This window comes from Paenarthrobacter sp. PPS72 (assembly GCF_048537125.1).
GTDB lineage: Bacteria > Actinomycetota > Actinomycetes > Actinomycetales > Micrococcaceae > Arthrobacter > Arthrobacter nitroguajacolicus_E.
This window is the reverse complement of the sequence record NZ_JBLYIE010000011.1, coordinates 40,278-66,672: the sequence shown is the minus strand read 5'-3', so window position 1 is coordinate 66,672 and position 26,395 is coordinate 40,278. Positions and strand designations below refer to the sequence as shown.

General features: G+C 60.3%; 16 protein-coding genes and 1 pseudogene. 2 read left to right on the top strand and 15 right to left on the bottom strand.

All coding sequences use genetic code 11. The annotated features are described in order from the left end of the window. The 7 genes and pseudogenes from drmB to ACLRGI_RS23415 form a co-directional block, all read right to left on the bottom strand. Window positions 1–798 (bottom strand): DrmB family protein (gene drmB, locus ACLRGI_RS06145; RefSeq protein WP_419200771.1); only part of this gene is annotated, 798 nt, incomplete at its 3' end. Next, window positions 795–4,679: a DISARM system helicase DrmA gene (gene drmA, locus ACLRGI_RS06140; RefSeq protein ID WP_419200774.1), complete on the bottom strand. Its 3,885-nt coding sequence runs from the start codon at window positions 4,677–4,679 to the stop codon at window positions 795–797. The genes drmA and drmB, both read right to left, overlap by 4 nt. A 5-nt stretch (window positions 4,680–4,684) precedes the next feature. Beyond that, the gene (locus tag ACLRGI_RS06135) at window positions 4,685–8,752 is read right to left on the bottom strand and encodes an Eco57I restriction-modification methylase domain-containing protein (RefSeq protein ID WP_419200770.1); all 4,068 of its coding nucleotides are present in this window, start codon (window positions 8,750–8,752) and stop codon (window positions 4,685–4,687) included. After that, entirely contained in the window at window positions 8,727–11,906 is a 3,180-nt protein-coding gene (gene drmD / locus ACLRGI_RS06130; RefSeq protein WP_419200769.1) for a DISARM system SNF2-like helicase DrmD, read from the bottom strand. Before drmD ends, ACLRGI_RS06135 begins: the two co-directional genes overlap by 26 nt. Then, window positions 11,903–12,997: a DNA cytosine methyltransferase gene (locus ACLRGI_RS06125; RefSeq protein ID WP_419200768.1), complete on the bottom strand. Its 1,095-nt coding sequence runs from the start codon at window positions 12,995–12,997 to the stop codon at window positions 11,903–11,905. The genes drmD and ACLRGI_RS06125 overlap by 4 nt, the downstream gene beginning before the upstream one ends. Next, window positions 12,994–13,215, bottom strand: coding sequence for a helix-turn-helix domain-containing protein (locus ACLRGI_RS06120; protein ID WP_419200767.1), 222 nt, complete (start codon window positions 13,213–13,215; stop codon window positions 12,994–12,996). Before ACLRGI_RS06120 ends, ACLRGI_RS06125 begins: the two co-directional genes overlap by 4 nt. A gap of 121 nt (window positions 13,216–13,336) precedes the next feature. Continuing rightward, window positions 13,337–14,257, bottom strand: a pseudogene (locus ACLRGI_RS23415) (adenine-specific methyltransferase EcoRI family protein); the annotation flags it as partial. A gap of 238 nt (window positions 14,258–14,495) precedes the next feature. Between ACLRGI_RS23415 and ACLRGI_RS06110 the strand changes: the two are divergent. Beyond that, window positions 14,496–16,109 carry a hypothetical protein gene (locus tag ACLRGI_RS06110; protein ID WP_419200766.1) on the top strand — a complete coding sequence of 538 codons (1,614 nt, stop codon included), beginning with the start codon at window positions 14,496–14,498 and terminating at the stop codon, window positions 16,107–16,109. Window positions 16,110–16,271: 162 nt separating this feature from the next. Here ACLRGI_RS06110 and ACLRGI_RS06105 read toward each other — a convergent pair whose 3' ends face one another. Next, window positions 16,272–16,652 carry a TfoX/Sxy family protein gene (locus ACLRGI_RS06105; protein ID WP_419200772.1) on the bottom strand — a complete coding sequence of 127 codons (381 nt, stop codon included), beginning with the start codon at window positions 16,650–16,652 and terminating at the stop codon, window positions 16,272–16,274. Between the two features lie 46 nt (window positions 16,653–16,698). Further along, window positions 16,699–17,943: a flavin-containing monooxygenase gene (locus tag ACLRGI_RS06100; RefSeq protein ID WP_419200765.1), complete on the bottom strand. Its 1,245-nt coding sequence runs from the start codon at window positions 17,941–17,943 to the stop codon at window positions 16,699–16,701. On the opposite strand from ACLRGI_RS06100, the gene ACLRGI_RS06095 reads away from it, so the two are divergent. After that, window positions 17,942–18,190, top strand: a complete 249-nt coding sequence (locus ACLRGI_RS06095) for a hypothetical protein (RefSeq protein ID WP_419200764.1) — start codon at window positions 17,942–17,944, stop codon at window positions 18,188–18,190. The genes ACLRGI_RS06100 and ACLRGI_RS06095 overlap by 2 nt on opposite strands. 555 nt (window positions 18,191–18,745) lie before the next feature. Here ACLRGI_RS06095 and ACLRGI_RS06090 read toward each other — a convergent pair. The 6 genes from ACLRGI_RS06090 to ACLRGI_RS06065 are packed head-to-tail and all read right to left on the bottom strand — an operon-like array spanning window position 18,746 to window position 26,330. Next, on the bottom strand, window positions 18,746–19,276 hold the full coding sequence (locus ACLRGI_RS06090; protein WP_419200763.1) for an N-acetyltransferase: 531 nt from the start codon (window positions 19,274–19,276) through the stop codon (window positions 18,746–18,748). Then, window positions 19,273–19,542 (bottom strand): type II toxin-antitoxin system TacA family antitoxin, encoded by a 270-nt coding sequence (locus ACLRGI_RS06085; RefSeq protein WP_419200762.1) that lies wholly within the window; start codon window positions 19,540–19,542, stop codon window positions 19,273–19,275. The genes ACLRGI_RS06090 and ACLRGI_RS06085 overlap by 4 nt, the downstream gene beginning before the upstream one ends. 42 nt (window positions 19,543–19,584) lie before the next feature. Continuing rightward, the gene (locus ACLRGI_RS06080; protein ID WP_419200761.1) at window positions 19,585–20,844 is read right to left on the bottom strand and encodes a Wadjet anti-phage system protein JetD domain-containing protein; all 1,260 of its coding nucleotides are present in this window, start codon (window positions 20,842–20,844) and stop codon (window positions 19,585–19,587) included. Continuing rightward, window positions 20,834–24,244: an ATP-binding protein gene (locus tag ACLRGI_RS06075; RefSeq protein WP_419200760.1), complete on the bottom strand. Its 3,411-nt coding sequence runs from the start codon at window positions 24,242–24,244 to the stop codon at window positions 20,834–20,836. Before ACLRGI_RS06075 ends, ACLRGI_RS06080 begins: the two co-directional genes overlap by 11 nt. Next, complete coding sequence (locus tag ACLRGI_RS06070) at window positions 24,241–24,834, bottom strand: DUF4194 domain-containing protein (protein WP_419200759.1); 594 nt, start codon at window positions 24,832–24,834, stop codon at window positions 24,241–24,243. The genes ACLRGI_RS06075 and ACLRGI_RS06070 overlap by 4 nt, the downstream gene beginning before the upstream one ends. Continuing rightward, window positions 24,831–26,330 (bottom strand): DUF3375 domain-containing protein, encoded by a 1,500-nt coding sequence (locus tag ACLRGI_RS06065; RefSeq protein ID WP_419200758.1) that lies wholly within the window; start codon window positions 26,328–26,330, stop codon window positions 24,831–24,833. The genes ACLRGI_RS06070 and ACLRGI_RS06065 overlap by 4 nt, the downstream gene beginning before the upstream one ends. Window positions 26,331–26,395: the final 65 nt, after the last annotated feature.

The following is a 26,395-nucleotide window of genomic DNA, read 5'->3' as shown; positions in this document are numbered from 1 at the left end:
CCTAACGTCCGTGGTCAATACATCTAGGGGGATGGCAAGCACGGAGAGGGTAACCGGGAACCAGCTGTTGGTCGCACCGAGCAGGATCGTGCGTGGTTCTTGGGTGCAGTCCTCGTACGAGTCGAGGTGAGGATGCCGCCCCCTGCACCCAGGAAGATTGTCCGCGGCGTCCTTTCCGAACGCATGGACGAGCGAGCGAGCGTTGTGGCAGGTATCGCACTTCACCCAAAGGTTCTCGGTTTGCAAGGACGCGCCCCGCTCAAAGAACCGGAATGTGCCCTTGCAGTCTGATCCACCATGGATGAACCAGTTCCAAGGGAAGTCATCAAGGTGCCCGTTACGGCAGGCGAGGAGGAAGCGAGCAGGCACGGCGTCCGCGTGCTTCCCCTTGTCGCAGTTCGTGTGCAGAAAGTGCGTTCGCTCTGGCCGATACGGAAAACTCTTGATGTCGAACAGGCCCGAGTCATACTCGGCGAGAAGTCCACACTTGATGCAACGCAGCCAACGCGGGAAAGGGCTGACCGGGACGCCAACACGGCCCTCGGCAGAGAACGGGTCCGGGCGATCCTCCTGGAGGAATGGGGGAATGCGGAGCCGCTGCACCTGCGGGCCGAGGACACGCTTGACCTCGGCGAGCAGTCTGGCTTCTTCGACTGGCGGGCACCTATTGGGGTCCCACTTGTTCAGCCCCATCGTGACCACCGACAGGTTCGGCAGGTCAACGATTGAACCGGGCCCGTAGGCCCACAGGAGCTGGCTTGGACGGACCTGGCCGACGACATGGTTGTTCGTGCTCATGCGGCGCCTCCGTCGCTGGGTCGAGACCGTGGTTTCCACGGAGGCGCATCAGCCGAGCGTCTTGACGCGTCCATGAGGAGTTGGACGCCGGGTTCTACCTCCCGCATAGACATCAGGACAGTGAACTCATCCCAAGCTTGGGCGCCAGGCTTCCTCAACAGCCCGACTACATCGCCTTGCCCGCGCTCAGTCTCATAGCCGAGGCGGCGGCCGCCCATTGCGGCTTCCTTCGCCCAACGGTCGGTCCGGTCACGGGCCATCCCGAGAACGAGGTCGCGTGCGGCCTTGTCTTTGGCTTTCCATGCCCGTTCAGAGACGGCTTCGATCGCCCGGGTTGCTTCTGGCCCGGAGGTCTTGTCCAGCAGCTGGGCACCGAGATTCGGGTTCAGCGAGTCGTTACCGAGCCGCATCAGGCTGACCATGGTGCCCGTCAGCGCACGATCAAGTGCCCTGGGGGCGAACGGTGTGACGGACTGGGCTTCTACGTGCTTGTAGAACGTCGAGTGGTAGTGCTCGAACGTCTCGTAGTGCGACAGGTCGCGTGGCCTGCTCCAGGTGAGGACGGTGACAACGAGACCGGGGAACGAACGTCCGACGCGGCTCGTGGCCTGGATGTACTCGGCGGTGTTCTTCGGTTGTCCATTGACGACCATGAGGCCGAGACGGTTCACATCAACGCCAACTGACAGCATGTTGGTGGCAAGAACGATGTCGTAGGCGCGGGCCTCTCCAGACTCCCACTTCTCCTTGAAGGGCAACTCCAGCCGGTCAAGCTTCTGCGGGATCTCTTTGCTGGTCACTCGTGAGGTCAGCTCGTCGACCTGGTTCACCGAGCGTTGTGTCAGGCCGGGCCGGCTCACGTCGCTCATCTCGACCCGATAGGCACGAGTCTGCACATCATCCTCGGCCAGGCGTCTCATGCCTCCGAGTTCGCGAAGTGAGTTGAAGTATCCGACGAGGGTCATGTAGGGGTCCGCAGCGGCACCGAAGTCTTGGAAGAGGGTCTTGGCGGCGGTGAGCAGTGCGACGTACACGCGGATGAGCACCGCAGGCCGTGAGCTGCCTGGTGAGCAGATGCCGAGGTAGAGCCTGCCGGGCCGGTCTTGTGTGGAGCGCTGTACCGAGAAGAAGTTGTCCTCGACGTCCAACCCGTGCGGCGGGAAGATCGCTACTTGGCGCAGGAACACGTTGTTCACCTGTTCCTCGGCCTTTCGGACGGTGGCGGTCGAGGCGATGACCTTCGGCCGGACCTTCTTGTCGCCTAGGCTCCACGTGGACAGTTCATCGACGGCCGTCTCATAGACGCCTACCATCGTTCCAAGCGGTCCGCTGATGAGGTGGAACTCGTCCTGGATGATGAGGTCGGGTGGCCGAAGCGGCGAGATCACCTTCACGCGGGTCGCGGGCTTGCCTCGCTCAGCCTTGTGGTTACCTTGGCAAGGGCTCCCAGGCCACAGCAGGCCATGACGTGGGCATTCCGACGTGGCAGCACCGAACAATGTCCGAGTCTGTCCGCGCCAGGCCATCATCGCGAACTTATCGACAGTGGCGATCAGCATCGACGGTGGACGTCGATATATTTCCTCATCCACCACAACGACTGGGAGCCCAAGCTCGGGGTATTGGGCCTTGGAGAACTCGCACCGGCCGTACTTGTCGCTGCAATATATGAACGTCTGGTCAGCGCCAGGGTACTTCTCGACGGTGATGTCTCGGCCAGGGTTGATCGCAGAACCGCACCAGGGACAGCTGGTCAACTGCGCGGGCGATGAGCCTGTGTCGCGGCGGTTGTCGCGCTCCTTCTCGATCGCCTCGTGGCTGTCTTCTGTGCGGTTCGGTGTCACCTTCCCGCCAACCCAGAGGCCAAGAGTGAAAGGCTCCGAGCCCCAGGTCTCGGGGTCTTGTTTGCGGAGCACCTCCATCGCGCAGATGAGGGTCGAGGCTCGCTGGAACTGCTGCAAAGTGAGGAGGCGCAGTGTGTAGCGCATGATGACGGCGAGACCGCGGGTGGCATCGACGCCGCCAAGCATTCCTTGGAGGCGTCGGATCGACATGGCGAATGCCGCGACACCAAGGTACGCCTCGGTCTTGCCGCCACCGGTTGGGAACCAGAGCAAGTCGGCGTATGCGGCCAGCGGTTCTGTCCGGTCCGCGTGCTCGGGGTCTGCCAACGCCGGGACAGATAGGAGCAGGAAAGCCAACTGAAACGGATGCCAGGTACGGTTCGCAGGGATGTTCAACTCGTCCACCGTAACCGCCTCGCCCTGGCGACGTTTGCGGGCGTAGATGCCACGAACGCGCTGTTGCGCCATAGCGCGGTTGGCGAACCGGAATGCCGACATGGCATCCGTGTTCAGGCGCAGCATCGAGATGCCTTCCTTGAGCCGTTCGAGGATGAGCTCACAACGCTCCATAGCTTCCTGGGCTTGGGCGTCATAGCCCTCGACTGCTACCCCGATGGCAGCGCGGTTTTCTGCAATCCAGCCCTCATAGTCCCCGGTCAGAACGGTGAGTGCTCCGAGAAGTTTGTCGTCGGACAGCTCGGCTGAATCAGCTAGTTTCTCCATGTCGAGCCAGCCGTGCGCCCTCAATTCGCGTAGTGCCACACGGTCGGCTGGGTCCGCACCAGGGGCCTCGGTGATCTGGATTTCCTGATCGGGGATGACCGCGGTGCGTATTTCAGTCGAAAGTTCAGGGTCGGACGCACTAACCACTGCGTGAACCGAGGTTCCGTGGCCGGTTGCGAACTCAACACGCCTCCTGTAGATCATCTCTAGCGACAACCGTTCTTCGTCGTGCTGCTCGACATCAAGCAACGGACGACGGCGGAAGACAGCGCCGCCAGCGTTGTCTCGTACAACGATCTCCGGCTGGAAGACCCAGGCTTGGTCACGGTTCTGCTGTGGCTCGGTCTGCCCGTTGACCAGAAACAGCGTCACCAGTCGATCGCCTTGGCCGACGTGCCGACTCACGCTTCCTTGGAGACGAACCTCGGGGACTGCGTTGTCCACGATGCATGGCGTGATCGATCCTTCGCTCAGGGCGAGCGTGACCTTGCCGCCCGCGGGGATTCGCTTCCAGCAACGCTTCCCCGAGTCTTCCGACTTGCTTCGTATGTAGCGGCCCCACGAGACCAAGACCTCGACAGCTTCCTGGTCCTCTGGCACGCAGAACGTCAGTCCCATGGAGGACGGAACCAGTGACTGACTCTCGGAGGCGTTGACCTCTGGTTCGTCGTCTTCCTCGGCCGGGCTCGTGGCCGGTACGGAATCGCGGCTGATGTGTGCCTCATTCCCGTACACACGGAGATCCTCAGGCGTATCGCCATCAGCAACCTCCTCCTCCGCGAACTCGGATTCCTGTTGTGCCTTGTGCACAGGATCAAGGGGCGCGAGCTTGCCAACCAGATACCGGTCACGCACGCTCATGCCCACGATCTCCTCGTGTGGACCGTCGGCTGGGCCGAGCAGATCATCGACGACAGCAAGCCGGAGGAGTTCCCGTAGGTAAGCCTGCTCCGCCTTCGTCTTGCCGGACAGCGTCGGGAGGCCACCGAACGAGTCACCGGTCAACCGAACTACGGCCTCCTCGAAGAGGTCCCATTCGAGTCGAGTAGCGCCAGAATCCGCCTGGACCTCGACACCAAGGTCTGCCAGCGAAACCGAATCAGTGGCAGGAACAAGCTGATCTAGGTGGAGGACTATGCCCTCAGCCGTTTCCTTCACCCTATAGACACGGCCAACCGCCAGTGCCGCGCCCTCAGCGGAGAGGGCCACGCCATCTCCCATTTGGATTTGCTGGCCTCCCTCGACTTCGTCGAGAACGATCGTAAATCCGTCAAGCTGTCCTCGCGCGTGCGCGAGCATCCAAGCGTTCTGCATAGTGTTCACTGCCCTCCGGCCAATCGTTCGCCATCCAGCAGGGACGGAATGGCCGACGACATTCCACGCTTTCCTCGCCTGACTGGTCCTCGTGTTGATCTTTTGTCTTGTTCTTCCTTGTAACGCTCGTGGTTTAGCTTCGATAGGCGGCGCAACACCTCGAGCCGAGCTCCTGGTGAGAGCGTGAAGCGCAGGCAGTCCTTCGGCGGCAGATACTCCAACTCGTAGAATCCATGGCCAGGGTCAACGTCTGACCACCCGTAGGCATGCAAAACCGCATGATCCATCTGACTCCGGAGTGTGCGCAACTCCTGGACTGAGCCTTCCCGGTTGAGCGGATCGTGTATTCGGTTATATAGCTCTGTCAGCCCGATATCCTCAGAGCCTAGTTCAGCCTCACGCCTCTGATGATATTTCCTACCTATTTCGTCTAATGCACTCAAGTCGCGGGTCGGCATCGGCCAGGTTTCCAATGAGGTGGAAGTCGAATACCTGAGCGTGGACGCACCCATTGTTCCTGAGTTCCAGTAGGCCCATTCCTGGTGCAGGCTGGATTGGAGCAATGCAAAATCCGACCATTCATACAAGAAATAGAGCTTGGTTTGGTGGTTGAAGATGTTGGCCGTGGAAACGAATCGGAAAGTGGGATACTTAGCCACTGTTCCGGAAGCCAAGATGGTCCGGTGGCCTTCGACTTCACGCATTAGTGAAGGTCTCAAGTCCCACAACTTCCAGAAGTCCTTTTGATGGATCTGCCCGGTCAAAGAATCCCGATATGGCTTCACTTGCTCCTGTAGGCGGGCAAACGCGATCGGATACTGTCGAGCCTTGGACTCGTCCCAGTCGCGGAAGTAGATGATCCAGCGCGTTGGGACCAATGTCGGCATCTGGTTGAGGTCCTGTCCAGTAAAAATCGGGAAAATGACAGCAGCGGCTGCTGGCTCATCCTCCAGGAGGGCTGCTCGCTCCTCGGCTGATAGTTCGAAGCCCCGGCCCATAGTCTTCTGGCCTTCAGAGAACCGCCCCTTCAGTGCCAACAGTTTGTGTGGCCTAGCAATCTTCGCGTCTGCCTCCAACGCGCTTGTGATGGATTCCACCGGCGCTCCCTCAAGGAGCACTTCCCCTGACCAGACGCCCACATGAATCCACACTATTGAGACGACGACCGACGCCTTGCCCGGCCACGGTTTGCGTCGGATAGCACGACGAATAGAATTCCCGTGCCGAAGGATCTGATCCAGGCAGACGACTCGCGTTCCTGTCTCGGTTATGGACTTGGTGGCAAGCAGTCCGACCTCACCGCCAGTCTTTACGATAGATAGCGCGCGAAGGAAAAAGTATGCGCAGAGGTCCGGTGAGCCCTTGACCTGGTTCCTGACATAGCCGAGATATCGAACGTATGCCTCGCCGAGACTCCTGCCTATCATCCGCCCACCGGAGAACGGCGGGTTCCCGAGCACCGCGTCGAAGCCGCCTTGAAGGAACACCTCCGGGAACTCAAGCGGCCAGTGGAACGGTCGTCTGTTGGCAGCGCCATCAGGTAGATCAATGTTCAACGTCGCCTGCGGGTGCTGGGCAAGATAAAACTGCTCTGCGGAAGACTCTTTGAGTAGCTCGGACGTTCGGAGCGCAAGCGAGTCGCACACGCCGTTGAGGTTCTTGGATTGGGGGCCGAGCCGTACAGCCTCGCCCATGAACGCATCAGCAAGGAGGTCAACCCCGCGTACGACGCTTCGTGCTTGACGATCCAAGGCGGCAGAAGCAAGTACGTCCGTTATGTCAAGTGCTCGTGAGGTTCGAAGTCGTAAGCGAATCGCGTTGGCATGCTGCACTGCCTCAGTAACCACATCGTCGAGGAGCCCAGTCTGACGTTCACCGAAGGCCGGACTGAGGCGCATCTGCACGAGTTGTTCGGTCCGGTGGATTCCCAGCAAACTATCGCCGGAGCGCAAATTGTGATCAAGGAATCCGAACGGCCTGCCCTCAGACAGAGTCACGAGCCAGATCGACAGCTTGGCGAGCTCGACGGCCAGCGGATTGATGTCCACCCCATAGAGGCACCGCAGTGCAACAAGCCTTCGTGCGATGTTGACTCGTTCGTCTGCCTGCCTGGGAATCGGGTCCATAACTCCGAGCCCACTGACCACCTCGCCGTTCGCGGTGATGCACCTGCCGTCAGCTTCGGCGTTCGCCCATGATTCGACGAGTCGTTCAGCCAAGTATCGGCAGGCTTGCACGAGGAATGCTCCCGATCCCATCGCGGGGTCACATACTTTGAGGTCGAGAATAGCGCTCGGAGTCTTGAGCATCCATTGCTCCCTCGGTTTGCCTTCGGCTGGGCCGATATAAACGAGGGGTTCGAGTGCAACGTCGACGATTTGTTCAGTCAGCGACCGCGGGGTGTAGTGCGTGCCGCTTTCTCGCCGATCCGCGCCCGGGGTCACCATGAACGAATGAGCCTTGTAGACGATCAACTCACCCCAGGCGTCGCTTCTCACAAGGTTGACGAATTGAACGATGCGCTCAAATAAAGCACTGCTGCCATTCGCAGCGCTCAGTAGGGCGGTCCGCGCCGTATCTGGAACTGGCCTTGCGAGTGCCTTTTCGATCGTTGTTTGAGCTCGCCCTGTCTCTTCGGCGATCTTGGAGACGAGTGCGTCCTGGCTTTCGAATCGCAGCGACTCCATCTCGGCCAGGCCTATGGTCGGATAGCGGTTCTTCGCTGAACCCTCAAGGCCGAGTGTGATGTCCGGGACGCGAACCACGGTGTGATCGAGTAGTCCTTCGTAGACGTGTCCGATCTGCTCGACATCCAGGGCTCGATACGACAGAGCGAGCGCGCCGTGAGATTGCTCCAGCACCTGCAAGGAGTTTAGGAGCAGGAGGACAGTGCGGTTGTCTATCGGCAAGGGCTGCGAAGTGGTGTCCAGCCACGAGGTGCCCATTGCACGGCCTTCGAGGAACGGGTATTGGTCGGGGTCGAACAGGGAGCCACCCATGGCGGGTAGCCGTAGGTCTTCGTGCTCGATACCTGCGTAGACAGCGCGGAACGCAGCCAATAGTCTCGCCCAGGCGTCGAAGCGGCGTTCCAACACTTCATCGCCCAGTTGGTCTGCTTCCTCCGCGAGCTTGCCACGAAGTGTTGAGACGGCGAGGTTCTCGTCGTACACGGCGTCGCCGAGGAGGAAGAGGCCCCGCTCTTCGGCGCACAACACGAACACGAGGCGCATCATCACTGTGAGGGAGGCTTCGTAGAGCAGCGAGGGCGGCACATCGCGGAGGAGTTCCCGATTGCGGTCCTGGTCCGCCCTGTCGAGCGCTTGGATCAAGACCTCGGTGGCCCGGCGTACCTGCTCACCGAGTGTGTCGGTGACTTCCTCCTGGTGCTTCAGCGACTCGTCGAGAAGCGCTTCGAGGGTCTGGTCGGTGGGTCCGAAGCAACGTCGCACGCCGAGCAACGACTGGAACGCCTTGAGCGTCGCAGGCTCTTGGAACCAGAAGCGCGAGCACCAGATGGCCTTCCCAGAGGGTGCGTCTGCGGGCGCGTTCATGAGCACCCACGATTCGCCGTTTGTCACGATCCCGACTCGAACCCCGCGCTCTCGACACAGGAGGGTCATGCGCTCCACTTCGCTGGCGATCCAGCCGTCGGGCTGAGCGGCGGACTCCAGGTCAACGTCGGGGCCAGTCACTGCGATGAACGCGCGCGGCTCCGCTGAACCTGGAGCGTGGATGATCCATGTGGGCGCATAGTGCGCGGTCCCATCAGGCGACGATACCGACAAGGAACCGTCCTCCCAGGAACAGCGAGGCGTTGCCGACTCCTCGTCGAACTCAAGCAACTCGGTGAGGACCAGGTTCACCCACGCGTCGTGAAGTTGAGGCAGAAGCTCGTCGTCCTCGTCGACCGCTTCGCGCCACTCAGAGTAGGCGGAGCGGAGTTGTTGGCGTCGAGGGGTCTCGATTGATTCGAGGCCTTGTGGGAACGCCTGTTCGAGGACCGTGAGGGTCAGGAACGGCCCGCTGGTCTCGACCAACGAGAGCCATTCAACTTGCTGCGACTGTGCGACCACGCGGGCACCCCCTCAGAGCCATGGACTCAGGGACCAGGAAGATCACCGCTGCGGGGAAGGTGCGTGCGACCGGATCGGCGTACTGCCGCTTGATAGCGGTCTCCTCAGCCGCGCGTTCCCCCGGGATGCGGGCGAGTCGGCTTTCGAGGGCAGCGATGTCCTTGGATACCTGGCTCATCTCTTGCGGAGACAGGCCCGGTAGATAGAGATCGCTCTCGGCGTCGTCGGGGTTGAGCTCTCTTGCGATTGCTTGTTCGAGCTCGTCGAGAACAGAGTGGAGGTCGGTCAAATCGTGGTCCAGTCGATCCTTAAGAGTTTTGTCGAGGCTGTCGAGGCGCTCTTTGGATCGGGCTTCGACCGCGCTCATAACGGACTGCTTGCTGTTCGCGAATCTCTCCTTGAGTACGGCGAACAGCGCGTCGCTCGGCTCGACCGGCGCGGCCGATGCGAGGAGCTCTTCACGCTTGGCAACCTGGGTAATCCGGCTGAAGCGGTCGTGACCAAGCTCACCCCCGGACAAAGTGAGTTCTTCGTGAAGCCGCCGGTGGTCTCCGCCGGTGATGACGAGTCGCGACCAAAGCAGGACGACAGGCTGCGCAGCAAGGCTGTCCGGCACTACCCGGACGGCTACGCGGTGCAGCTTCTTGGTGTCGTGCAGCTTCCAGACTTCCTCGCGCAGGAGTCGCAAGCACATCTGGACCAGTCGGTGCCCGAGGTGCGCAAGCACCACGTCATCGCGGCCCTTGGAAGCTTCATGATCAAAAGTGATCGGGCGCCGCGCCTGGGTGTGCGGATGCTCAAGTCCACGAGTCGCCTTGCCCCAGGAGCCAGTGAGCTCAGGCACAGTGAACACGACGGCATCCGACGCGCCGGACAGCTTCACCGGAGTCAAGGAGGGCTTCTCGGCCAGGTCGAGGGCCACCCTGACTGCGCGTTCAATGTTCTCTGGCGACATGCGAAACTCGCTTCGCGCTTGGATCAAGGTCTGGTGCAGGCGCTGAATCCGATCGCGCAGTTGACGCTCGGCGGCGACGAATCGGCGGGTGCGTGCTGCGTTTGCCTCAGCCAAGACCGTATCGAAGCCGTTCCGTCGGCCGAGCATGATCTCTTCGATCTGCCGGGCAAGGACAGGCCCAACACTGCCAAGGTCCTCGCGGATGGTCTCGACCTTGTTCGCCGCTCGCATCAGATACTCATGGTCGCCAGCAACCTCACCTGGGGTGAGCGCGCTGACGCCGCGTGATCGACCCACCGGGTGCCAGATGAAAACGGTGTCTTCCTTCTGACCGTGGCGATCAATGCGCCCGTTGCGCTGCTCCATAACGTTCGGATTCCAGGGAATCTCGACGTGGATGAGGTAGTTGCAGTGATTCTGAAGGTCGATCCCCTCGGAAGCGGCATCAGTTGCAAGCAGAATGCGCACTGGAGACACCGCCGGATCAGCTTGGAAGGCCGCCTTCACCGTCTCACGGTCGTCCGGGTCCACATCGCCGTGGAGGAACGCCAGTCGGTCGCCGCCGTATCCGTGGCTTGCGAGGATCTGCTGGAGCCAGCTGTGCGTAGCTCGATACTCGGTGAACAGGATGACGCGCTTGTTGCTCCACTGGCCATCGGGTTCTTTGAGATGCGACTCGATCCATTCGAGGATCGCTTTGGCCTTCGAGTCGGGCTTGTTGCGCGCGCCTTCGGCCCAGACGGTCAGCCGGTCCAGTGTGTCGCGCTGGCCCTGGGTCAGCGGTACGGCGAGCTCGGAGGCCAGTTCCACGGCCTCGTGCTGGGCGTCTTCCAACGTGGAGTCACTGGCCTGATCCTCCTCTGCGCGAAGGATCGCCTTGCGCAGCACACGATCATCCATGGCGCCGAGGGGCTTGGATGCGCGCGAGCCGCGGCTCAGCGTCTCGCGGTGGCGTGCGAGCGTCGTCGCGAACGCAAGCGGCGAAGAGAACAGGCGCTTCTTGAGGAGCTTATGAGCGAAATCCGTGCCGTAGGCATACTTGCCACCGCCGACGGACTTTGAGCGGTCGGTGATGAAATGCTGAAGCAGCGCGTGTGCTTCTATCTCGTTGTCGGTGTAGGCAACTTCGAGCGGGACGAGTTTCCGCTCGGGGAAGAGGCGCTTCCCATCCGGGTCCGTCATGTCGCTCTTGAGGCGGCGAACCATGACGCGATGCAGCTGTTGCTCGTCCGGCATGACGGAGCGAGCGAAACGCTGGTCGTCTAGCAGCTCCAACAGCGACGTGAAGGACGCCTGGTAGCCGTTGTGCGGGGTGGCGGTCAGGAACAAGCGGTGGGAGAAGTTGGGAGCGAGGGTTCGGATCAGCCTCGTTCGTTGGCTCTCAAGGGCATACCGCATGGCTGCGGCAGGCGCGACGTTGTGCGCCTCGTCGACAATGAGGATGTCGAACTTACGCGGGTAGGTGCTTGAGGCAGGGAGGATGTCCTTGAGTAGCCGAAGGCCCTCGCCTGACTTGGCCCAATCCACCGAAGTGATGAGCCGTGGGAACGAGGTCCACGGATTTGCTTGGATCCCTCTGCTTCGTCGTAGCTGCTTGACGTACTCCGTATCTACGATTCGGAACTCCAGGCCGAACTTCTCCTGCATCTCGGTTTGCCACTTGATCTGCAGGCTCGCTGGGCAAACTACGAGAACCGTGCGGGCTCGATGCCGGATCAGCAACTCCTGGACAACCAGGCCGGCCTCGATGGTCTTGCCGAGGCCCACATCATCCGCGATAAGGAGGTTCGCCCGTGCCATGTCGATGGCTCGGACGAGTGGCTCAAGCTGATAGTCCTCAATGGAGATGCCGCTGCGGAACGGTGCTTGGAGGAACGTGCGGTTCGCGTTGGTTGCTGCTCCCCAGCGCACCGCATCAAGGAAGGCCTCCAGACGGTCATCCGAGTCCCAGCCGGTAACTTCTGGCAGCCCGGCCTTTTCGAGTACTTGCGCACCAGGCTCAAGTTCCCAAATCACCTGGAGCTCTTCTCCCAAGGCGTCCTCGTCCAGCGATGAGAGCGTGACGAGATGTTGCGGATGCGTCCCGGGCAGCGCGCTCCCCGTCGGCGCTTCGGACACAACCCACTGGCGACGACGTACCTCGACGAGCTGGCCGGGTTCAGGAATAGTCTGAGTCGAGGGTCCTTGGTCTGGGGTCATGCGAGTTGGCCCTCGGCGAGCAGACGAAGGACATCCTCGCGATGCGCCTTGACGTGGGCCTTCATACTCCGGCCGATGAGTTCTCCAAGGGTGACCGGTACTGCGTTGCCGATGAGTCTGCCGATGGTCTTCATGTGTACGGGGGCACCTGGCGCGACGAACTGGTAGTTCGGGGGGAAGCCCTGCAAGATTGCTCCCTCTCGTAGAGAGATCGCTCGATCCTGGGATGGGTGCCCGAAGCGTCCGTTGCCGAACCCGTAGAACTGAGTGGTCATGGTGGGGGCGGCGTCGTCCCACGCCATGCGACCATATACGCCGGGGTAAGTCTTGCCGGACTCCTTCTTGTGGCATTCAGCGACAAGTTCGTCGGGCCAGTCACGCCAGGTGCCGCCGGGTTTGGACGCCTTGATCCTGCGCAGATTGAGTGGGGACAGCCCGGAGGCTTGGTGTAGGCGATCTGCTGCATCTGCTGACCCCGCTGCCAGGGCTGGCACCTTTCCGTTGCCGATCGCTTCACGAACGCTCGTCGGTTTCGCCTTGAATTGAGCAGGGGTCAGGAGGCTGATCGGGCCAAGGCGCGAAGCGAGGAGCACCAGGCGGTTCCGGTGCTGCGGAACACCGTAGTCTTGGCAGTTGACGACCTGCTTGGACACCTTGTAGCCGCTGGCTTCGAGCGATGCAACGAACTCATCGAAGACGGCATGGTCGAGCAGACCGGGCACATTCTCCATGGTGACTAGCTCTGGGAGCAGCTCTCCTGCAAGCCGCGAGAAGTGCCGCAGCAGCCACCATCGGTCGTCGTCGGTTGACGCCTTCTGGTTGTAGGAAGAGAACGTCTGGCATGGTGCGCAGCCAGCCAGCAGGCGAACGCTTCTCGGTAGGTAGTACGAAGCGAGTTCGTCGGACTCAATCTCACCGACAGACTGCAGCAGGAACCTGGCCTTGTTGTTCTCCGTGTAAGGGTACTCACACGCAGGGTCGACATCGATGCCCACACGGACGTTGATTCCGGCCTTGGCAAGGCCATGTGTCAGCCCGCCTGCCCCGCTGAACAGGTCTACGGCGTTGATCCGTATGCGTGGCGTGGTCACTTGGCCCCGCCTTCGGGAGCTTCTTCGCGCGAGTCGCCCGCAGCGCCGCCAGCTTCGACCCAGGCATCAACCTGGTCTCGTTTGAACTTCCACTTTCGCCCCATCTTGTGGGCGGGCATGTCTGAGCGATCGATCCAGCGGTAGACGGTGTCGCTGCTCACTCCGAGGTGCTGGCAAATCTCTTCGACGGAGAGCCAGCGATCCTGCACGTCAGCCATGGGGGTCCTCCACGATCATACGAGATTTAAGATAAGAGACCTCGGATCGCGGACGGTTAGCGACCCAATTGCTCAGTGTCGAGACTACCGTAGTTTGCGGAGGCGAACCGCAGAGGCACGTTTAAACCCGTTTATCTTCGTGCGCCACTCCGTTGACTCTTTCGCCGCGAGACTGAGTTTCCCCAGAGATCTCTTCAACCACCGCCGGTGCCTTCGACGCGGAGCTACCGTTAGCCAGGCGATTTAGCAAGAACTGGTCAGGGTTGTACTTGTCCAGGAATGTCGACAACCTTCGACACGTCAATGCATCGTGGCTGTCGTACGCCGGGTAGTCCTCAGGACTGTAGGCCGTATAAAGGAGGAGGTCACCGTGGCACTTGCTCAAGTCGAGGTTGGTGAACCAGCAAGTGTTACCGAAGCTACGCCACTTGTGGCCTCCGTCATCGACCCAAAGGCGAGTGGAACGAGGCTCGTAATAGGAGCGCACCTTGAAAGCCATGTCCCCCGCTTTTGTTGCCCAAACAAAGCTTGTTTCCTGGACGAGCTCGACGACTGCCCTATAGCTGATGGTATTTGGTTGCCGACAATGATGAGCTATTTTTCGTACTTCATCAGCTGAGTCATGTACTGGCCGAAAAGAGAGCACGGCGGGTTGGTCACCACGACGTCGGCCTATTTTGAGCAGTTCAATGCTCTCGGTACCGCGGAAGTCGCTGTCTCCGGTAAGCGGCTTGACGCCGATCTCTCCGGGGTCAGGCGCCATATTGTGGTTCTTGTCGCCGTCATACTCAAGCCAAATGGCCTCTTCGGAGTCCTTCTGACTAAAGAGGTCTGCTTCCTGGCTCATGTAGCGTGCGATGAGTTTCTTAAGGCCTAGCTTCTCGAAGCTGAAAGAGAAACCGCGGAAGGAATTTCTGACCCGGAGGTCGTCGCAGTTGAGGTAGACGATCTTGTCCTTGAAGTGCTGATTGAAGTGCTGATTGAAGTGCTTGAGTTCCTTCATAATGTCGCTGAGTTGCGTGTGGAACTCATCTTCCTTTGTGTCTTGGCCGCGCTGAGGCTGCCGTTGCTACTCACTGAAGGTGCCGTCATGTCTGTTCCCCTCATGAAGGACAACCGACAGGCTCACGAGGCGGGGGCATCTGGGCATCACTTGGAAAGGCTATCGCACCGAAACGCCCATTCCTGGCAGGGAATACGGTCCAGGCTCACTACCATTGGAACCAAAGAGAAAAAGCGGCTTGAGGCCGTGATCAAAACTGGGGGAGGGGCTAACTCGTATGGAGCTGCTCTACGTTGTCGATCTTGAAGTCACCGGAGGTGACAGCTACAACAGGGTGCTTGGTCACATAGCTGCATGGCTTTCCAGTCCCTCGAAGCCGCTTTCGGCTGACGCTCTTCAGGAATCAGGCGAACAGGATCTGGCCCCGGGTCGTAGCGTTGGAGGGACAATTCCCCGGCGAGGAGAGTGGCAGGTTGTCAACAACGACCATGCGCGTGCCCTCAAGCTCGTTGTTCGGCAGGCAGCCCTTGTCGGCCTGAACCTCACTACCCGCATAACCGTCGGGACGACCGGCGACAAAACGCAGTTTCGGATCGGGATCGGCCGTGCGACCACGCACAATGCATTGGTACCGGTATCCCCAACAGAGGTCTACCAACCAAGCATTCTGCGTCGACTGGACTTGGATCCAACGCTGTCACTTTTCTCCGCGGGGCAGCCGGTCGAGGGCCGGTACCTTCAGATAAAGACACTGCCAGAAGCCACAGCGGTCGCAGGGTCACTCCCGCGTGCAAACCGACTCCCGACGGTGTTGGTCCACGTCCGTTCTCCCGAAACTTGGGATCTCGCCCGCGAGCTCTCCCACAAGCTGCTTGGCCTTGCTCAGACACTCACTCTCAACTTCGCTACGTCACAAGCGATCACAGCGGTACATCCCATAGTGACCGTGCCTTTCGGCGGTTTAACCCTCGCTTGGCCGGCTCTCGCGGCCAGCTCGGTCACCATCAGCGCCGAGGAGATTCGCGAACGAGGAGCAGAGCAGATCCGGCTCTCCCTGACCCGACGATTGGGCTCCATCGCGGCTTTAGGACACGGGCGGGACAAAATCTGGGCGGCCGCCAAGACAGCGGATTCGGAAGCGCGGATGCAGGAGTTGCTCCTGCAGGCTGAGTCAGCCCGTGACCGCAGGGACTATACGGGTGAAATTGATGCACTGAATCGACAAGTCGAGGTGCTGAACGCCTCCAACGCAGAACTGTTGGAGATCGGCGAAGATGCGATGCGTGACTACGACTCAGTAAGCGCTCAACTGGCAGCTCGCGAAACGGACCTGGAGAGGGCACTCCTGGAGGCAAAAACCTGGCGGGAATCGTATGAAGGGGCCGTTTCAAACGTTGAGGCCATTCCTGACGATCCGTGGGCCGAAATCCCTAGGCTAGTCCCTCGCCAAAACCCTGCGGAGACGTTCACGGCAATTACCGATGCCGCGATGGATCACATTGTATTCACGGAACGCGCGCACAAGTCGTGGCAGGACATTGAGTACCCAGAGCCGGAGGACATGACCGAACAGCTTGTGCAGCTGGCACGCGCTGCGGTGGCGCTGTACAGCGGCGAGGAACAGAGCATGCCCCGCCTGGACGACTGGTTCAAGGGCGAATACGGCGTCACGGTTGCGCTGACCGACCAGACCATTAGTAAATGGAAGCGAAAGGACATGCGCTGGCTAAACTCCTTCGAGTATGAGGGGGTCACGGAGCTTGATGCCACTCCTCACGTCAAGGTCAAAGATGCCGTGAAGTTCAACGAGTGTGGCAGAATACATTTTGCTCTTGAACCACAAAAGGGCCGTCTTGTTGTTCAACATGTTGGCGTGAAGACCTACAAGTAAGAACCTGGCCCATCAACGTCCATCTAGTGCACTATGTGCACTTCCGTGGAGCGAGTATCGCGAACCTTCCCAGGCGCTCAAAATCGTATTTATAGATTCTCAGACGATTCTGAGACCTATGGCCGGATGGACGCTCTTGCGCGACTACTTGTTCATCGGCATCTACATGGATTTCTTGGGCAGCCTTGCCTTGGGTTCCTTCGGTGCTTTGGGCGGCAACTTCGCCACGTTCTCGAAGGCCTTGGCCACCCATTCCGCAGTTTGCGCGGCGTCGTCCTGCCAAGACTCGGGAAGCCCGACATAACCGCCCATCGGGCGCTCTTCCGGGCCGAAGGGTTGCGTTTGGTGATTGGCCTCCAGCTCCTGCTGGTCGGCCATGGATAGCTTGACGCCGATGGTGGGGCCAAACAAGCCGGCAAACATGTTGCCATTGACGAAAGCGCCGAGGTTCCCGAACATCGGCTTGACCACCACGTCTGGACTTTCGGGGACGGCCGAGCGGAAGCGTTCCTTGTTCGCCTCTGAGGGCTTGGGCATTTGCATGGAATCGTCCTCCTGGGAGCGTTTCATCTGAGTGTGGAATTGATGTTCACGGGCCGGAGATTCGCTCAGCGACATATCTGGCATCCAAGCCCACGCCACCGACTATGGCTGAATAATGCCGGGTTAGCCAAGGGAGCCCGACGACGTACAAACCCGGAATCCCGGTGACGCCGCGCGTGTGCTTGGGGTAGCCCCATTCATCGACAAGGGGCATGTCGACGAACCGGAAGTCGAGCTTGAACCCGGTTGCCCACAAAACGGACGTGATGTCCGCATCGACGAGGTTCAGCACAGCCTGATCGAGGGGAAGCCAATTATCCGGCGGCGTGGGAGGCTGCTTCGGGGCATCTATCCCTGCCGCCGCGATGTACGCATCAATTGCTTTTCCCGAGCGTTGGGCGAAGATCGATTCAACTGTTGCCAGGCGGTCGGGGAGGTCATCGCTGAAGGTGATGTCGCCGTCGTCGATTGTTTCCAGGTGTCCGTGCAGGTGCATGCCGCGGCGGCCGAGTTCGCGGAGGTGGATGGCATGGCCACCGTCGGTACCCGAGAGCAGGGGATTGGGAGCGAACCGTGCGGCGGGGGAGGGCAGCGCCTTGGTGGTGAGGGCGTTGACGCCGTATTCGGGGCCGTGTTTGCCCGTTTCGAGCATCCAATAGATGAGATCCTGGCCGCGGTATCGGCGGGGCGCTTCGGGGACGATTGAGACTGCGATGTGAACTTCGCGGCCGGCGGCGTGGAGTTCCTCGGCGATCTGTCCTCCGGACTGCCCGGTGCCGACGACGAGGACAGCCCCTTGGGGTAGCTGCTCCGGGTTGCGGTAATCGTGAGTGTGGAGTTGTGTCACGCCGGCGGGGAGCTTGGCGGTTAAGGCTGGAACCTTGGGCACTTGGTAGGCGCCCGTTGCGAGGACCACGTTCCGGGCCCATATGCTTCCCGTCGACGTTTCGAGGTCGAAGCCACCATCCGGTGCCGCGGTAAGCCGGGTGACGTCCACACCCGTGCGGACCGGGGCGGAGATCAGCTCGGCGTACCGCCTGAAGAGGTTTACCACAGCGGCGCGGGAGATGAACGCGTTCCGGTCGTCGCCGTCGTACGGCATCCCGGGGAGGTCCAGCGCAAGGTTCGGGGTGTTCATATAGAAGCTGTCCCAGCGGTCCTGAAACGCGCCGCCCAGTGAATCGCGTCGTTCCAGGATTTGATGCTCGACACCGAGTTGCGTGAGCCAGTAGCTCGTCGCGAGGCCCGCTTGGCCTGCGCCGATGATGACCGTGTCATGGGTCGGTCCCATGGGTGCACTCTACGCTTGGGGCAAGCGTTTGGGCATGGGTGAAGGTGTGTCCTCCTATTGGTCCTGCGCCTCGAAAAAGGCCGCCAATTCGGTGTCCGTTGGCTCACGGATCTCGACGGGCCTGTTTCTGATATTCAGCGGGCTTTTGGACAACTTCTGGGTAACCGCGTGCCTTATAGCGACCGCCGCTCCCGCAATTGCCAGCTGGGGTAATCAAGGACAGGAACCAAGGCGCAAGCAACGGTGACGAGCCGCAGTAGTGCCAACCGACTCCCAAGCTGTCAGTGCCGGATGCCATGCTGGCTGAACGGAGCGAATTCCGTTCGGCGAGCACCTGTCCATTCGCGAACAAGCCCGGCTTTGGTGGCATGACGGAGGCGGTGCCCGGGTCCACGGATGGTCAAGCCGGCAGTGGCCTACGGCGTCCGGCTGTCTTGTAGTTGTGGCGCTCGTGCTCACAGCTCTGGCTAGCGTTGTGGGCGACAAACTTTCCGCGACGTTTCTCTTGGCAGGTTCACTAACTCTCATTGGGATCAGCTGGCACGGACTCTATTCAGTACACAAGGCCTTTGCTGCTACGGTTCGGCCCGAGAGATAGAGCGGCGGACGGCAGGGGAACCCGCTGATAACGCTGGTCGTGTCCTGACTCGGAAGAGGCCGCACAGGATGCTGCGCTGAATGCCTGGGTGGCTCGGCCATATCTATCCGATGGACACTAAAGCTTCGTTGAACACCTACCGGACAGCTATTGCCTTGTCCCGCGGGTTTGCTGCGAATCGAACCGACCGGTCGTCAGTGTGCCTCAGCTATCCAGAAGATACTTTCGAGCCGTCGCAACCTTCAAATACAAGCGGAGATCATCTCCGCCTGTGGATTTGAAGCCGTGGCGGGTGTAGCAGCCAATCAGTCCGGGATTGTCAGCGTCGACCACAATGACCTGCCCGCCTCCCACTGAAGCGGCCTCAACGATCGTTTCCAATGCAACTCTGAGGAGTTGCCAGCCCCATTGCTTTTCAGAATCCCCGCGAAGAGAACGGTCAAGGGCAAGCTTTGCCAGTAGCCAAGCGGGCGTGCTCCGCAGCAAATTCCGCTGGAGGGGCTTGGGCATATCGTCCCGGACCACCTGCGTCGGACAAATGGCAAAGTATCCAACAACCTTTTGCTCGGTGGATACCTGGCTCTCAATGAAGAGGTAAACCATGCTGGCACCGGATTCCACTGACTTCGGGGCGTGCTCAGTGAGCCACAAGTTGTAACTCTCCTCACCACAGTCGAAGGCCCCCAGATCCATCCCGGGGGCCAACTTCACTATTGAATAACTGGGCTGGGTCATCGACGAATAAGCCGTGGAAGCTTGGACAGCGTCTCCAGTTCGGACGACTCGTCGGCCACGTCGAGAGAAGCCATCATGGCGTCGAAAATCTCCGGGGCCATGAGGGTGGTGTCCGCTCGCGCAACCACTCGTTCGGCGGCCTGCCTGGCAGCGTCAGTGACAAACGCCGTCTTGGAAACGTGCAGTAACTCCGCGGCCTCCGAGATCAACTGGTCTGTGGTCTCGTCGGTGCGTAGTTCCAGCCGTCGGGTCTTGGGTACAGACATGGTCTCTACCTCCTTGTTCCAGTGTACGGTATTTGTACGGCATTAGGCAGGGGGTCTATGTCGCAATTGTTCCAACGCCCACTCCCACCCAATCAGCTCCTGCTCCAGCCGCACCCGATCCCCATATGAGCCCGACTGCAGACCCTCGTAAGCCCGGGCCTCCTCCACAGTGAGCCGGCCCAGCGCAGCCCGCGAAGGCGAAGTCTCCTCGCCCCACATCTCACGATGTGCCAGCAGAGTCGCTTCGTCCATCAGCACGCTCGTCACCTGCGGATGGACTGCCCGGAGCTGATCCAGGATGCCAAAACCGTGGGTGTCCAGATCGCCCCAGTACAGTACCTCGCAGTCTCGCAACCATGCCGCGTCCCGCAGTGCGGAGAAGCCGTAGCCCTTGCCAAAGATCGCCATGGCACCGGCACGCTCGGGGAGAGCGAGGAAGTTCACGAGGTTCTCGGTGATGATCACCGTCGTCACGGGAAGCCGAAGAGACCGAAAGGCAGACGCCGTCACCGTCACGTCCCGGGCATCACCGAGCAATGGAATCGAAGGGTCCAGCATTCGGAAGCGCAGCTGCTCCGGCGGATGAAGGAATCCGTGACGCGAAGCGAAACGCGCTGCCGGTGTCCGGGCAGCCGGAGCACCAAGTAAACCCTCATCGGTATCCGTGGCGATCGGCAAATCTGCTGGATCATCCAGCGGCGCAGAAGCCTGCGATCCCACCAGCACAGCCACCATTTGATCGATAGTCCTGCGGTGAGTCTCGATGAACTTTGTATGCACCCCAGGAAGGCTCAACTGCCGGACAAACACACCAGGAGAAGGATGTTCCCGGAGCCACAAGGCGACACGCGCAGCCGTCAGCGCGGCTTCCCCCAGATCAAGGAGCGGCTTTGGCCGCCGAGCAGCCCACCCCCGCAACAAAGGGTCCAAGCCCGCCAGCGAATCAGCCAAGGACAGGAATCGAGCCAACTCCCGTGATCTGCCAACAAAGGCCGCTTCATCCGCGGCTGATGCAAACACAGCCACAGCGGGAAGCTGGTTAGACCCGATAGTGGTGCGGCCGACGTCGACCGTTTCGAGGCTGTAAGGCCCAGCGGCGGTGAACAGAGCCGCAGCCCATTCGCGTGCGGCCGCGTAATCGTCTCGAAGCTCCGTGGCGGAAGGCCGCTTCAAGGCCCGGCGCCGTGGATACACACCCGAGGGCTCCAAGGCCTCTCGCATGAGTTGGCCACGGTCCCACGCCGTCAGGGAGAGCGAACGAAGCGCAGCGAGCGAGGTCCACCGTGAAGTCTTAGACGGCACGCTTCTCCCGTTCCTCTCGGTATTCGGTGATGGTCATGTTGCGCAGCTGGGAATCGTTGCCGTTCGTATTCGCGACAAATCCCACGTGCGCCACAAACGGCTCGATCACGTTGATCTTCTGCAGCGGGGTGACGATCAGGAGCTGGAGTTTCATCCGCTGGAACAGTTCCATGCCGTAACGGGCAGACTCGTCGGAGCCTCGACCGAAGGCTTCGTCGATCACCACAAAGCGGAAGCTCCTGCCTTTTCCGGGGCCGGTGCTTCGTGCGGATCCTTTGCTGGAAGCCAACCCGAACTGGAAGGCCAAGGCGGCCGCCAGGATGGTGTACGCAAGCTTCTCTTTTTGGCCACCCGATTTACCTCCGGAGTCCGTGAAATGCTCAAACTCCTCACCGGTTTCTGTCCATTTCTCAGACGCCGAGAAAGTAAACCAGTTTCGGACATCGGTCACTTTGGCAGTCCAGCGCTCGTCCAGGGTGGAGAAGCCTTCTCGACCCCGGAACCGCTCAATCAGCCGCTCCACCTGCAGATATTTCTGCTCCGAGTACTGATCGTCGTCACCAATGGTTCCCTCAGAGCAGGCCCTTAGATCGATGCCGAACTGCCGGACATCCAGGTCAGTCGAGTTCTGGTGTTCCAGCTGGATGTGTCTGCCAGGGTTGTATTCGATATCAGCCAGGGACAGGTTGATCTCGCCGATCCTGTTCACGATGTCCTGCCGCCTGCTATCCAGGAAGGCGTTGAACGCCACTACCTCATGGATGGTGTTCTGCGTCAGTGAATCCTTGAATCGTGCCTCGAACCGGGGCAAATCATCACGCTCAAGCTGTTCCAAGAGCCCGAGGTACTCATCGGCAGCCTCAAGGGTCGCATCTACTTCTGTGGTCTCGTTGGGGTATTTGTTGCGGAAGTCTGCCATCAGCCGCACCGTGGATGCCGCGGCTGTCGCGATCTTCTTGGTGAGCGCGTCAATCCTGGTGGTCAGCCCCGAACGAACCGAGCTTTCGGTGGACACGGTGTTCCGGTAGGTGAGCGTCCGGTCCCCGAGGGTCTCTGCAGTGAGCCGTTCGACGGCGGCCAGCACGCCGACGTCGTTCGTCAGCGGCTGTCCTTGGAGGGTCAGGCGACATTCCTCGATTGCCGCTGCGATATCGCGGGTGTCCTTGTCGTTGGCCCCGATTCGTTCACGAATCTTGTCGGACCGTTCCTGAAGCTTCCCGATCCGTTCATCGATTTCCGTTTCCTTGGCGGTGAGCTGCTGGAGCACGCTGCTGGCGGATTGAAGCTGGCGCTTTTCCTCCACCAGGTCCTGGACTCTGCGGGCAGTCAGTTGCCAGCTGATCTCCGAAAACTCATTGACGGACCCGACGTTGCCTAGCAGTTTGATCATCCGCCCTGAGTCCTTCAGGGACGCGTCCACCTTGGCAAGCTGGGCACGAACGCTGCGGCACTTGCCATCAACGTCATCCCGCTCGGCACGAACTCGCACGATCTTCTCGTGGTTATCCCACCCCAGAACAAAATTGCGACGATCCATCAGCCCAGCGCGGTCATCCTTCTCATGCCGTCCACGGGCACCCTTCAACTGGCCATTGATGGTCAGGGCCTTTGGCAGCCGACGGAAGTCCTCCATGCTTTCGCAGCAGACGTAATCGAACCTGGTGTTCAGTTCATCCAGAATGAAATCGCGGAACGGCGTGCCCTGCTTGATAGCGATCTTCGCCCCCAGCGTCCCCACTGCAGGCGTCCGTTGTGGATAGGAATCGCCAACACGGCGATACACCAGTTTGCCCTTGAGATCATTGCCATCCACCCAGGAGCTCACGGCAGCATAATGCTCAGCGGACACCAGCAGCTGCAACGCAAAACTCCGGAGCGTTCGTTCGGCAGCGCCTTCCCACTCAGCTTCGCTGTCGCGAACACGCAGGAGCTCGGCAGCATACGGAAGTGCCGACTCAGCAATGCCCGTGCCCTGGCAAATGCGGCGACGAAGCTCCAGTTGCTGACGGCCCAACAAGGTCTGGCGCGAACCAAGGCTCGTCAGTTCAGCGTCCAGGTCCTCCCGCCGGGAGTTCAGCTCAAGCACCTCAGAATGGAGGGCGGTACGCCGATCCTGCAACTCTGCCGTGGTAGCCGCCAGGTCCTGCTCCACCCGCTCCAGCTGCTGACGGTTCGCATCAAAGAGCACCCGGTCATCCGGCGTTGCCAGTCCAAGCTCGACGACGGCACTCGCGTACTGCTCGAAGCGTCTCCGTTGCGTGTGGGACAAGTCTTCAAGCTGTGCCACCTCAGCGTCGATGGCAGCAAGACGGCCACCGCCACTGGTCCGGATATCCTCCTGAACAATCGAGAGGTCATGCCGAAGCCGGGCGATGTCCGAGGCAAGGTGGGTGCTGTCTTCAAGGAGCTTTTGCGCCGTTCGCTCCAGCTCGCCCTGGTGCTCCAGGCTCAGGGTCAATTGCTGATCGGTGAACCACGGATGCAACTGATCGCGTTGCTGGCGGGCAAGGTATTCCTCGGTGCTGAGCTTGACGTGACTGGCGGCCCCCGCGCAGATCGGCCTCAAAAGCTCAATCTGATCCTTGGCCCGAACCACGGCTTCATGCGCTTTCTTGAGGTCATCGAAGTGGCCGATCAGCTTGCTGATCCTCGCCGCAACGTCATCGTCCTCCAGCATGTTGGTCCGGACGAAATGGGTGATGTTCTCCACCTGCTTCATGGAGACAGTCCGGTGGAACAACTCCATGGCCTGATTGCCGCTAATGCCAAAGTTTCGCTTGAAGGCCGCCGCGTATGGATCGAAGGCGTCTTCCACCTTGACGCCGTTGTCCTTGAGTCTCTTCTTCAGCTTTGCGGGATCCTGCCCGAAGTTGGAAAAGTCCTCCGCAATGGACTGCTCTCCTTCCGCCAGGGAATAGAAGCGCGTGGGGGTGCCGGCTTCCTGCATTGTCCACAACGTGACGCCCAAAGTGATGGTCTTCCCCAGCACGGCGTTGTGGAAGATGCCCAGAACTACCGTGAGGGTGCCCGGCGCCCTGAGCGCGACGGGTTTGGAGTACTCACCGCCTGAACTGCGGGTGCTCTTGTGATAGCCGCGAACATAGGACATCAGCGTCCGCTCCCGCTTCTGCGCACCAGCGGCCTTGTTGTAGTCGATCCGGTTGGCTGGCAAAAGCAGCGTGGTGATTGCGTCCACCACGGTTGATTTTCCCGAGCCGATATCGCCCGTCAGCAGGCTGTTGGTACCATCCAGACGGAACGTCCGAACTCCGCCGTGGAAAGTGCCCCAGTTGAGCAGCTCCAAACGCTGGAGTCGAAACCCGGGCAGCAGGCCGCCGTCGTGCTCCTTATCCTGTGTCTCCTCGATGCTGAACAGCGTGTCCTGAACTTCGGTGGTCATGACTTATTGCCTCCGGTGAGTGAATCGCGGTAGTCAGCCAGCCGCGCGTCGAATTCTTCCAACCACTGGGCGTCCACGTAGGCCTTCACGATGCGCATGACCTCGTAGGCTTCGGTTTCACCTTTGAGTTTCCGCAGGAAGCCGAGCTCCATCACCTTTTTGATGTTGGTACCCAGCCTGTCCCGGATCCGGGCCTCATTGCTGGACTCGGGCAGGAAAACGGACACCATGTCCTTAATTTCCAATTCCGTCATGATGAGCCGGAGTTCACTGCTGTTGGTGTCGAACTCCAGCATCCGCTTTCGGAGCAGGACCAGCATCAGGCTGACATCGAACGTGAGTTGCCGGCGCGGGACGAGCCGGGGGAGGGCACCTTCGGGATCCTCCTTTGACTTGAGGAACGCGTAGCCCTCCGACTCATCGACGATCAGATTGAGCCCAAGAACCGCCACATAATCCCTCACCTGGGACGTCAATGTGATCAGGGACTGCCACATCTTCTGGTCAGCCTCCGCATACATCACACCTTTGAACAGCCGGGTCACTACGGCGGGCAGCTCTTCGGGGGTGCTTGCAGTTTCAGTGCTCATGCCGGCCTCACAAAAATGATCTGGTCCATGGTCGCTTCCTTTAGCGTTCCGTCCGGGAGTTGCCACCGAAGGTTCTGAGTCGATTCCGGATCGATAGTGGCCCAGTCCGACTCGACCGCAAGCTGGTAGTACTGGACGAGTTCCGCGAGCCCTTGGGACAGTGGATGGGCGTCGGTAATCTCTGCGAGAGTTGCCTGGTCTTTGCGTTCCAGGACGTCATCGATGTTCCATTTCAGCCGCTCCCTATCCACATGGAACTGATTGAACAGTGCGCTCGCATCAAGGTCTTGATCATCCGCTGCCACTATTTCATCCACCACCATCACACGGCTGCCGGGTTCATAGAGCGGCCGTTCGAACGGCAGCGCGACGTCCACGGACGATGCGTCCAGGTCCATAAACACGCTCGACGGCGGGCGGTCCCTCGTGTCCAGTGCGCTCGTCTCGATGCTCCGGATCAGCTGCATGATGCGCTTGTTCTCCAGGAACACTTTGTCGTCAAGGAGCCTCCTCATCTGTTGTGACAGCTGCCTGACTGTGCCTTGAGTTTGTTCAACTGCCGGCAGCCAGTCCTGATGCAGGTTGGTGATGGCATGGAGGTTCTCTGTTCCCGCCAAAGCCTCAATGTGGGTAGCCCTTCTGAGGAGATCGCTGAGTTCGTTTCTGAGTTGGGGCGACATCAGATAATCCCAGAAGCCTTGGAACGTGCGGCCCTGAAGGGAACTGCCGATGTCCTGCTGGTTGGCGAAAATAGTGTCAAGAAGTTCACCCTGACTGCCGTCCCAGGTGGCGATCTGCTCCCGGACCTGGCGGTCCAGCTTCCGGAAGTTCTGTTCGACCTCACGGAAATCGGACAGCAGGTCTTTGGCCAAAGCGGTGAGCTGCTGGAAGTGATCCAAAGCCTCCGGGCCAGTCATGACTTTAACGTCTCCACCGCGGATCCGATCCATCTCCTGGTCTATCTGATCCCTTTGCCGTTGGAGTTCGGCAAGCCGCACCTCGGGGTCCGTCTCGGATTGCTGTACCAGTGTTTTCAGGACAGCGAAGATGCTGGTGAGCCGGGACTGGGTAGCAACAAAATCGCGGCCCTTGAGGCTCTCCACCCATCTGACGACGTCCTCCGCTGCGGCTGTGAGATCGAAGTGGGGCTCGTCCTCACCCGGGACGTAATATTTGCGCAGCCAGGCGCGTTCCGGGGCTGCCCAGTCGTCAAGGTATTCAGAGGCGCTGCGGGGAAATCTGTCATCGCCGAAGGTTTCCCGGACTCCGAACAGGACATCGTCCAAGATGTCGATGAGCTGCTGGCGTCCAACGTTGCGCTGGTTGGGGCCCGTGAATGCGGCAATGAAGAAGTGCAATGCCAAAGGAGCGTTTTGGGCGCGGAGGAGCGCCCAACCCGCGTGGTTGTCACGCAGTGCGTTGATGGCGTAGAAGTCCATATGATCTCTCGGGTGATCCGGGGTCTGTACCAGGCTCTTGCTGGTCTCCTCATTCACAGGCTAAGCCAGATCCCCGACACTTTTTGAGTCCTTCGATCAACGTCCGATGGATAAATTTTTCC

What these genes read in the sequence shown, in the direction of transcription:
- ACLRGI_RS06085 (WP_419200762.1), bottom strand. Translation starts at nt 19,542, where the DNA reads ATGTCTGTACCCAAGACCCGACGGCTGGAACTACGCACCGACGAGACC.
- ACLRGI_RS06120 (WP_419200767.1), bottom strand. Translation starts at nt 13,215, where the DNA reads ATGGCTGACGTGCAGGATCGCTGGCTCTCCGTCGAAGAGATTTGCCAG.
- ACLRGI_RS06070 (WP_419200759.1), bottom strand. Translation starts at nt 24,834, where the DNA reads ATGAGCACTGAAACTGCAAGCACCCCCGAAGAGCTGCCCGCCGTAGTG.
- drmA (WP_419200774.1), bottom strand. Translation starts at nt 4,679, where the DNA reads ATGCAGAACGCTTGGATGCTCGCGCACGCGCGAGGACAGCTTGACGGA.
- ACLRGI_RS06105 (WP_419200772.1), bottom strand. Translation starts at nt 16,652, where the DNA reads ATGCAAATGCCCAAGCCCTCAGAGGCGAACAAGGAACGCTTCCGCTCG.
- ACLRGI_RS06090 (WP_419200763.1), bottom strand. Translation starts at nt 19,276, where the DNA reads ATGACCCAGCCCAGTTATTCAATAGTGAAGTTGGCCCCCGGGATGGAT.
- ACLRGI_RS06100 (WP_419200765.1), bottom strand. Translation starts at nt 17,943, where the DNA reads ATGGGACCGACCCATGACACGGTCATCATCGGCGCAGGCCAAGCGGGC.
- ACLRGI_RS06095 (WP_419200764.1), top strand. Translation starts at nt 17,942, where the DNA reads ATGGGTGCACTCTACGCTTGGGGCAAGCGTTTGGGCATGGGTGAAGGT.
- ACLRGI_RS06110 (WP_419200766.1), top strand. Translation starts at nt 14,496, where the DNA reads ATGGAGCTGCTCTACGTTGTCGATCTTGAAGTCACCGGAGGTGACAGC.
- drmD (WP_419200769.1), bottom strand. Translation starts at nt 11,906, where the DNA reads ATGACCCCAGACCAAGGACCCTCGACTCAGACTATTCCTGAACCCGGC.
- ACLRGI_RS06075 (WP_419200760.1), bottom strand. Translation starts at nt 24,244, where the DNA reads ATGACCACCGAAGTTCAGGACACGCTGTTCAGCATCGAGGAGACACAG.